We start from the raw sequence: 9,361 nt of genomic DNA on the forward strand, positions 1-9,361 counted from the left end.
GGTTGAGAATTTTTTGCTTTAACTCATCGCTCAGCTTAGTTTTCCGACCACATCGTGATCGCTTGTATTCGGCATCTGTTTGTGCTAATTCAGCCTGATAAGGTTGACATCGAGATAATTCATAAGAAATTGTTGACGGTGATCGGTTCAGCCGAACGCCCATTTGGATATTGGACAGCCCTAGTTCACAAAAGGTTTCGATTTTAATTCGTTCGGAATAGGTTATACTAGACAAAAGATCAGCTCCTAAAAGATGGGTTTGTGGTAAACACCATTTTAAAGGAAGCTGATCTTTTTTGTCCGAACAGCGTTCGGATTAATTTTACAATCTGCCTGAAATTAAAGTAAAACATTTATAAAAAAAGCCAATTACTACAGTAATTGACCAGCCAATAACAACCATGGATTCATTTAAAAGATTGTTAAAAAGTTTAACATATAGGGGAAAATTTATCTTGTGCTACGACTTAAAAAGAAAGAAACTACTGCTACAACAACTATTGCGCCTATAATTGACGGAATAATGGCCATACCAGCTATATTTGGCCCCCAACTGCCTAAAATAGCTTCACCAATGGATGAGCCAACTAAGCCAGCGATAATATTGCTAATCCAGCCCATAGCTGCGCCCCGATTAGTGATGGCACCAGCAATTGCGCCGATAACAGCACCAACAATTAAAACCCATAACCAATGCATAAAATTCACTTCTCCTTTTTTGAACAAAGGTTCTATAATGGTTACAAGGATAAGTATACCCTTATCAAGGGTGTGATGCAAGGAAACTATACGATCAAAGCTGTTGAACAAATTCACAATATTTCCTGTGCATGCTATTTATTTCATAAATGTTTCAATAATAAAATAGGTATGTAAAACAATTATTTGTGTTTCATATCTCCGATCAAGTGGAGTGTCCATTAACCAATTTTTGAGATTGCTAGTGTTGGGTTGACTGGGTGTCAACTTATATTATTAGCTACACCAATATTTAATTTCGGATAGATCAGTTAACTTAGCATTAATCATTTTTTCTTAAATAAAATAAAAAAGTGGGTAAATGAAAAATGATCATGATGTATACACAGTCAGGGTGTCATTCTTGTATGACATCTCGTCGATGGTTTAATAAACACGAAATCAGATTCCAAGAAAGAAAACTTTAGTAAACACCCTCCAAAACTATAAGTAAAGAAAATAGGATCCCTATTTTCTTTTAATACCGTATTTCACACGGTATCGAATAAAGGTAGTTCGTTTAATGCCGGTATTACGGGCAACATCTACATCATTCATACCACCTTGATAGAGCTTAAAAGCATGTTGCAAGCGGGGATCGTCTTGGGTGTATTGGGGTTTGCGCCCATGATATTTACCCTGCTGCTTAGCTAAGGCAATCCCTTGCTGCTGGCGCTCAATGATTCGCTTACGTTCACTTTCGGCCTGATACTTATAGAGTTCAATAATCAAGTTGGTCATCAGTTGACGTAAATTTGGGTCAGCAATCCCTGTCATGGACGGTAAATTCAACACATCTAGGGTGGCACCCTTATTTTGAATGGAGTTCATGATCTTAGTCAAATCATGGTTGTTTCTGCCTAAGCGATCTAATTCAGTGACCATTACAATATCACCCTCACGAATATAGGCCAGCATTTTTTGCAGTTCTGGCCGATTAGTGTTAGCTCCACTTAATTTATCCGTAAATAATTTATCAACGTCTTTTAAAGCCGCTAACTGTCGATCTAAATGTTGCTCCTTGGAACTCACACGCGCATACCCGATTTTAGCCATTTTCAATTCTCCTTTTGGACAGTTCTAATGAACCCTTGTAATTCCTAGTATAGCACAGAAGCAAAAAAGGCCACTAGGGTATACCCTGTTGGCCTTATATAATTCCAGATATAAAAAAAGTACCTGAGTAATCAGAAACAAAGGTAATTCTTTTATTTTCCAATATTATTTGTTAAATGATTCTTTTGGAAACATTTTTACTTTTTAATAGTTCCATCAGAAATAATGAAACTTTCTCCATAAACTATTTCATATTGACCATCACCATATAAATAACATCCATCATTTAATGTAATAAATGATCTGCCAAAACTATCTGGATAAGTGATTTCTTCAAAAAGTCTCTTACCATCTAAATATTCGTTTTTGATTAAATTATAATGAGGCAAAATCTGTGATTTTGTTATTCCCAAACCTTTTAAAAATCTCTTGTAGTTTGGGTCTAAAGATTCTCCTTGTAGTTCTGGTTGAGCATAAACTTCTTCCGAGCAATTCATTGAACCTGCACTAAAACCGATAATAATCTTATTTGCAGTTTTTAACTCATTCTTTAAATTAATTTGTTGAAAAAATATATTTTGTGTTGGAACATGTCCTCCTGCAAGTATGACAACTTCTGCTTCGCTTATTAACTCACTTTTTTCTTTTGCATTTCTATTATCTAATACTTTAAAATTCTTAAATTTAAAACCTGAGTTAAAGAAACAAGTCTTCATTTCTTCTGCAAATTTATCAGTCAAGTCATACGAATTAGGGTCCGAACATATGAATAGTGCATTAGCCCTCTCAGGTATATCTTTTTGTAAATTATTCACAAATTCGTTACTAGGATTTAGTATTTGCTCTTTAGCTAACAATGGATTACTTGTCAAAAAATACTTCATGCTCTTTTTCCCCAATTCTTTTAAATAATTAGCTATTTTCAACATCCCTTGACTGTTTATGTTTTCTTTAAAGGCCAATGAAAGATTTTTTGAATTCATCATCATAAGATTTGATTTTAGCTTTATAAAAATTTTCTTCTTAGTTTTTATGCTCCTATGTCAATAAATGGCACATCTTTTTCTAAACACTCGTTCTAATTCTGTCGGAATTAAACCAACTGATGTAATTTGAGGTTCGGATTACCAAGTCCTCAAAATTGGAAGCAGTTCTAATGGAAACGCGCTTTGGCTCTGTCAATGTCAATGTGGAAATAAATGTATTGTTGACAGTCAACGACTTCAAAAAGGATTCACTCGCAGTTGTGGGTGTTTGCGATCAGAAATAAGCAGATCAAACATAAAAGCTAATAACCAGACTAAAAAATACATCGGCAATCCCAAGAATTTTCAACTAATTAATCGAACAAATTTAGTTGCTTCTACACTTAAACGGTCCAATAACAAGTCTGGCGTTATCGGAGTTAGTTGGGATAAAACTGCTCAAAAGTGGGTCGCAAGGCTGTACTTGCAAGGCCGTCTTGTCCTAAATCGTGTATATGGTAGATTGCAAGAATTAACCGAACACTGCAAACTGCTGAAAAACCTTTCGTGGGGATTGCCAGTTGAGTGTTTTCATTGGTCTCGCATTGATCCAATGATTAATTTGATCTAATTCTTTGGCGCTAACTGTTTCAATTTTGCGTTCTTTCGGTATAAAACGACGGACGTATCGATTTAATATCTCATTACTCCCACGTTCTTCTGGTGAGTATGGGTGTGCAAATTAAACTGGAATGCCTAGTTTTTGCTCGATTTCATCATATTTTGCAAACTCTCGTCCTCGATCAACAGTGATTGACTTAGCATTCTCGATCCCTTGAAAAAAATGAATTAATACTGGTGTCACTGCCTGACTATTGCGACCACTAACTTGCCTCACAATATATTGCCGGCTTAATCTTTCTGTGATTGTGACAAGCACTTCACCACGTTTCTTACCCGATTGCATCGTATCAACTTCAAAGTGACCAAAATCCTGCCGTGCTTGAACACTTTTGGGTCTTGATTCAATTGAACGGCCGTGAACAAATAACTTGACGTCTGCCATCAGACTGACGTTTTTGACGAATACCTTTGTCAGGTAAATCAGCTAATGACAGTTTGAGTCGGCCAGCATTGAGCCAATTATAAATCGTTTTGAAAGGTAACCCTAAAACATGAGCAGCAGTTTCTGGTGACCACTTTAAAATGCCAATGTGCTCATTCAAAAAGACAGCGATAGCTGGTGTTAGTGTGTGATGACGGCCACGTAGATGACGTTTTTTCAATGCCAATGCATGAGCAATATCAGCTTTATAGGGCGTGACTTGATGAATTTCAACAGAGACCGTCGCAGGCGATCGGTTAATAAAACGCGCGATGGCACGAATCGAATAATTCAATTCCAGCAAAGTTTGAATGACAGTACGTTCTTGAGATGATAAACTAGTCATGAGTCGCAGTTCCTTTATGGTTGTTTTGGACAATTACCATTAAAGGCGCTGCGGCTTTTTTATTCAAGTGTTCGGTTTAATTTTACAATCTACCAAATATCTAAAGCCCTTAATAACGTCAAACGATTGCTTACTATCAATTTTAACCAGCACATAAAACCTTGTCTTACGTTCCACTAAGGTTAAGATAGCGCTCTTATCGTTAATTTCGCCATTCTTACCTTTCGCTGGTAAAACCAAATCAATTTCCCAATGGCCAAACTGTTTACGTGTATTTATCTTTGGTGGACGCTCATAGATTGAATGATGGACTAAAATGCCCTGTGACTTTAATTGAGAACGCAGTCTATCAATCTCACGCTGTTTTTGATACTGCGTTTTGATTTTCACTTTTTCTGCATCTGTATTATGCGCACGTTTGCGATAATATGGTCTTAAATAAATTTTACCTTGTTTTGCCCAATTTCTAATCGTTGATGCAGAGACCTCAATATCCGATACTTTGGCTTCAGCAATTTGTTCAGGCGTCCAATGTTCTACATTGACCCAATGCTCAATTAGCTCTTTTAATTCTGGTGTTAGCAATTTTGAGCCATTACCGCGTCTCACACTTTTTTGTGTCGCAAGAAATTGACCACGTAAAGCAGAATACTTAATACGAGAATGAATTTCAAGATTGAAGAGTTGGCGCTTACTTAGATTACTAAAATCAAAAATATTACCACGTTTTAATTCCCTAGAGATAGCGGACTGTGAACGATTAAGTTTTCTAGCGATTTCAGATTGTGTTAGTTTTTCATCATTCCACATGTGCTCAATTAGATGCCGATCATTTTCATGAATACGTGGATATTTTATTTGGTCTTGTGGTAATTTTTTTGTCATATTTTGAACATTCGCCCTTCCCTTTGTCAACTCCACCTATTCAGTCATCGTCACTTCAACCAAGCCTTTAATTGATCAAAATTCGAATTTGTCACAACAAATCTTGGCACTTTGTTTAAAATATTTGGATCATCATTTGTTACGATTCCGGGTTCTAACGAAAATATAGCGTCCATACCATGATTAGCCATGTAGGCTGTTAATGACTGATTTTGGCTACCATAAGGATATGCAAATACATTTGAATTAATGTCTAAATATTGTTGGACTTTTCGATAAGATTTTTTATAGTCAGTAATCATTTCTTTTCTAGATACTTTTGACGTTGATATTACTGGTCTAGATACTTTTGACGTTGATATTACTGGTTGATTATCAATTTGATAGTATAAATTGTTAGTATGCAGCCCAACTGTCACTATTTTATGTTTAGCTAAATCTTCAATTTGAGCCCATGATGCCATTTGTTCCCCATCTATATTACTTGACACTTTGCCTGTAATAACAAAAATTGTAAATGGTAAATTTAATTTATATAAAGTACTTGCTGCGTTTCGTGGTAAAGTTGTATCAATGTCGTCAAAAGTAAGTACAACATGTTTGCCATGAATTGAACGCTGTTTTGTATGCTTAATAAAATCCGTCATTGACCAAACGCTGATTTTATTTTTTTGTAGCCACTTCATCTGTTTAACAAAAGTAGATTGATCCACATTATACTGTTGTAATTGTGGATTTTTTGAAATATTTTGCGCAATTCTAACAGTAGTATCTTCTTTAAGAATACGATGATATGCCAACACAAGCACTCCATCAGTTGTTTGCACATTTTTTGACGCAAAATCTTGATAACTATAATCGGTCTTTTGTTCAGTTTGGATTTGCTTTTCACTTTGATCTATTCCAAACCAAATCATAGCACCAAGGCACATTATCATAAGTAATATTAAAGACAATAGAGTAAGCCTATTTTTTTTCGACATAGGCATCTACTCCATTTGAAGATAATAGGGCTACTAAAAGTGGCAAAATTACAAGAGTAAAACAAATCATAACAACTTGCAGTCCATGATTAATACTAATAATGTTGATATTTAACAATAATTCTAAGACTACAAGATCATCAGAATACATATGCCACTGTGTGGTTATTGAAAGCGTTATGATGGCCAATATAAAAAGCCAAGAAAATAATATGATAATTCCGGCAAACGCGTTACCAAAAAAATTTTGACGTCTAATGATAATATTATTCATTTTTTACCTCCCGCGATCAGGGCTTGTCCAAGAACCCTTTTGTTTGTGAAACATGCCAACAATAATTTGTGAAATCAGCGCTGTTACTAGCGCTGTCACCCAATAAAAAGTACTGTAAACGGGTAACCCTAGCATATCGTACCAGTTGATTTTTGATTTCTGTTTATCCTGTGTTAATCCTTGTAGTAGCATTGCTGTGAACAATACAATATAGATCAACAATATGACACCCGGCAAAGAAAACGTACGAGCCGTTATAGCAACAGCAATGTACTGAACCATTGTAATTACAGCTAGCCAAGCCCAAATATGACCCAAACACATATCGATTAATAACATTTTTTGATCGAGTGATTTAGAATGTAAAACCCATTTTAAGTTTTTAAATAAAACCTCTAATCCACCAGTAGACCAACGTGTTCGTTGTCTCAAATAGCCTTTCAAAGTTTCTGGTACTAATATATAAACCAAAGCATGAGGCGTATACTGAACTAGCCACTGTTTTCTTCTTAATCGCCATGTAATATCAATGTCTTCCGTTATTGCCAATGGATCAAATCCATTCACCTCTAATAAAGCATTTCTTCTGTACAGCACAATGACACCAGCGACTGTCATTATGCCACCGTACAAAGTATCTTGAGCCCGCTTAATGTGATCAATGACACCCATATATTCCAGTGTTTGAAGCCTGCCTAATAACGTCGTTCGATTACGGACAACCGGCTTCCCGGTCACAGCACCAACGCGTTCATTATCAAAACGTGAAAGTAATTCTAATATTGCGTTAGGAGCCAATATCGAGTCGGCATCTGTTACTAAAACAAACTCCGAGTTTATTTGTTGCATAGCTTGATTTAAAGCATGCGCTTTTCCTAGGTTACGCGTTAATTTTATTAACTTAATATTGGTCCTGCTTTGTTTATTTTTTTCATTATCCATCCAATCTTGAACAATACTTATAGTATTATCCTCACTTTTATCATCAACAAGAACGACATCATAATTACTATAATTAACTTTGAGAAATGAGTTTAATGTTTCAACAACGGTGTGTTCTTCGTTATACATTGATAATAAAATAGTCACTTTTGGTGCTCTTATTGCTACAGATTTACTTATCATAAATTTAGAGCGTACATCAAATAACCACGCACCGGTGATCCAAACAACTGTCATGATAATTGGGTAATATGTGGCATAAAATTGTATAACATTTGAAATAGATTTCATGAATTTACCTGCTTTACTTTATTTTTCGCTAATATCTCTAGCAAACGTTGTAAAATAAACGCGCACAATACAGCCATAGTAAACGATAAAAAAACAATAATTGGACCAAAATATAAACGTGATTCTATACTGTGAATCGTCTGCTTGAAATAATGGTAAATGATGCTATCAGTTAAATCCGAAAACAAGTATATACTGAGCGTCATACTTGAAATTGCAGCAAGGATTCTATACCTTTTTCGATCTGGTCTTTTGACCGGCAGGCGTAACATTAACAAAAATAATATAACCGCGATTGCAAATGGCTGATAACCCATATATTCATTTTCATTAGTCCACTCAAATACTTTGCCTGTGTTATTGTTCAATTCTATTATTGCAATTGTTCCAAAAACTACTAAAGCATAGCAAGATAATACTTTCAAAGAAATCTGTTTAATATCTTCCAAATGTTCTTTAAAATACATACCAACGTAGTAATACCCTATGGGATAACCACTTACCCACCAATCTGGAATGATTTTCCCGAACGTATTAAATAAGGATGGTAGAAAGAACAAAATGAATGTAATACTCACGATATATATATGGTATTGATCATCTTTTTGAAAATGCCAAGCTGCATTTAACAATGGAATAATCAAATATAAGCCGATATACATTTCAACATACCAAGAGTAGCTATCTGTTGAAAAATCCAGCAGGCCATATAAAGCATCTGTCAAGCTCAACTGTTTACCTAGTAGAATTGCTTGTCCCACCCAATCAATTAAAGAAACAGCAACATATATTTCTAAAACATGAAAAAGCTTGACAATGTATGAGCTACTTAATTTTTTGTTGCCCATCAAAAATCCAGTTGTCATGATAAAAATTGGAACAGCCGTGATGAAAATTATCCTCAAAACAACATCGGCACTGGAGATCCATGAACCAATTTTAATGTCATAAAAGCCAGAATTAAGTAAAAAATGAACTGTTACGACGGAAACAATAGCAAATGTTTTAATATAATCTATTTGATAAATTCGTTGTGTCATAAAATTACCTATTTTTTAAAATTATTATTTTGTGTTTATAAACAAACATAGCATTAAAATTAACCAATAAAATTTATATTGTTATGTAGTGGCTGGTGAAAGCTATACAAACACTGACACAACAGCCTTTTAGCAACGGGACTTCAAAATGATAGACCCACAGCACTTGCTATACGAGCGATCTTGACAACACGAATTGAGACAAAAGATTCAACTATAAAAACCCAAACTCATTTTTGAGAGGCAAGTGCACTAAAAATCGCAAAAAGCGTATTTTCATGGGCACTTAAATTTATTTTATACGAATTAATAAACTGATTAAGCCTTGCTATAGAAGCACTTGTGCAACTATCAGGCTAGCTTTCACCTGCCACTATCTATATCACAAATATTCGGTAGCGTCAAGAATCTTGTGTAAATGGTAAGTGTCAATATTTTTGCGGTAGGCTATTAACCATTAGTCTGACCTTAATTTCTTAAATATTTATTTGACTTAATTTTCTGCCAAAATCATCCAAATAGCTATGACCTGCTGTTAAGCTTTCAATGGCGCCGTGATGAATGCCCAGATGAGCTTCATGCGTCTTTCTTAGGCTGGCACGAACTGCACCTTTCAATTCTTCCTGATCACCAATATCGAGCTGCCCACCTGCAAATTCACTGCTAAGCCAGTATTCCAGCTCTTTGTTTTTAATGCAAGTCAGCACACGCAAAATACCCTCAGCGCCATTCTCTG

At 35.2% G+C, this 9,361-nt stretch carries 8 protein-coding genes and 3 pseudogenes; all 11 read right to left on the reverse strand.

Annotated features, from left to right (window positions below):
- Positions 1-235 (reverse strand): helix-turn-helix domain-containing protein (locus BLP58_RS10875; RefSeq protein ID WP_143000352.1); only part of this gene is annotated, 235 nt, incomplete at its 3' end.
- A gap of 215 nt (positions 236-450) precedes the next feature.
- Positions 451-699 carry a GlsB/YeaQ/YmgE family stress response membrane protein gene (locus BLP58_RS10880; protein ID WP_002831196.1) on the reverse strand — a complete coding sequence of 83 codons (249 nt, stop codon included), beginning with the start codon at positions 697-699 and terminating at the stop codon, positions 451-453.
- A gap of 507 nt (positions 700-1,206) precedes the next feature.
- A complete protein-coding gene (locus BLP58_RS10885; RefSeq protein ID WP_013855188.1) occupies positions 1,207-1,794 on the reverse strand; it encodes a recombinase family protein in 588 nt (195 codons plus the stop codon).
- A 197-nt stretch (positions 1,795-1,991) separates the two neighbouring features.
- On the reverse strand, positions 1,992-2,783 hold the full coding sequence (locus BLP58_RS10890) for a Type 1 glutamine amidotransferase-like domain-containing protein (protein ID WP_013855187.1): 792 nt from the start codon (positions 2,781-2,783) through the stop codon (positions 1,992-1,994).
- A 508-nt stretch (positions 2,784-3,291) separates the two neighbouring features.
- Positions 3,292-4,210, reverse strand: a pseudogene (locus BLP58_RS10900) (IS30 family transposase).
- A gap of 96 nt (positions 4,211-4,306) precedes the next feature.
- Positions 4,307-5,095, reverse strand: a pseudogene (locus tag BLP58_RS10905) (IS30 family transposase); the annotation flags it as partial.
- 50 nt (positions 5,096-5,145) lie between these two features.
- Entirely contained in the window at positions 5,146-6,078 is a 933-nt protein-coding gene (locus tag BLP58_RS10910) for a polysaccharide deacetylase family protein (protein WP_034536635.1), read from the reverse strand.
- The gene (locus tag BLP58_RS10915) at positions 6,062-6,352 is read right to left on the reverse strand and encodes a hypothetical protein (RefSeq protein ID WP_025084304.1); all 291 of its coding nucleotides are present in this window, start codon (positions 6,350-6,352) and stop codon (positions 6,062-6,064) included. Before BLP58_RS10915 ends, BLP58_RS10910 begins: the two co-directional genes overlap by 17 nt.
- 3 nt (positions 6,353-6,355) lie before the next feature.
- Positions 6,356-7,585, reverse strand: a complete 1,230-nt coding sequence (locus tag BLP58_RS10920) for a glycosyltransferase family 2 protein (RefSeq protein WP_013855182.1) — start codon at positions 7,583-7,585, stop codon at positions 6,356-6,358.
- Complete coding sequence (locus tag BLP58_RS10925) at positions 7,582-8,625, reverse strand: acyltransferase (RefSeq protein ID WP_013855181.1); 1,044 nt, start codon at positions 8,623-8,625, stop codon at positions 7,582-7,584. Before BLP58_RS10925 ends, BLP58_RS10920 begins: the two co-directional genes overlap by 4 nt.
- A 476-nt stretch (positions 8,626-9,101) precedes the next feature.
- Positions 9,102-9,361 (reverse strand): annotated as a pseudogene (locus BLP58_RS10930) (ISLre2 family transposase); the annotation flags it as partial.

The organism is Lactobacillus kefiranofaciens, assembly GCF_900103655.1.
GTDB classification, from domain to species: domain Bacteria; phylum Bacillota; class Bacilli; order Lactobacillales; family Lactobacillaceae; genus Lactobacillus; species Lactobacillus kefiranofaciens.

Excerpts from the sequence above, each read along its gene's own strand:
- BLP58_RS10880 (WP_002831196.1), bottom strand. The coding sequence starts at position 699 with ATGCATTGGTTATGGGTTTTAATTGTTGGTGCTGTTATCGGCGCAATT.
- BLP58_RS10885 (WP_013855188.1), bottom strand. The coding sequence starts at position 1,794 with ATGGCTAAAATCGGGTATGCGCGTGTGAGTTCCAAGGAGCAACATTTA.
- BLP58_RS10890 (WP_013855187.1), bottom strand. The coding sequence starts at position 2,783 with ATGATGATGAATTCAAAAAATCTTTCATTGGCCTTTAAAGAAAACATA.
- BLP58_RS10910 (WP_034536635.1), bottom strand. The coding sequence starts at position 6,078 with ATGTCGAAAAAAAATAGGCTTACTCTATTGTCTTTAATATTACTTATG.
- BLP58_RS10915 (WP_025084304.1), bottom strand. The coding sequence starts at position 6,352 with ATGAATAATATTATCATTAGACGTCAAAATTTTTTTGGTAACGCGTTT.
- BLP58_RS10920 (WP_013855182.1), bottom strand. The coding sequence starts at position 7,585 with ATGAAATCTATTTCAAATGTTATACAATTTTATGCCACATATTACCCA.
- BLP58_RS10925 (WP_013855181.1), bottom strand. The coding sequence starts at position 8,625 with ATGACACAACGAATTTATCAAATAGATTATATTAAAACATTTGCTATT.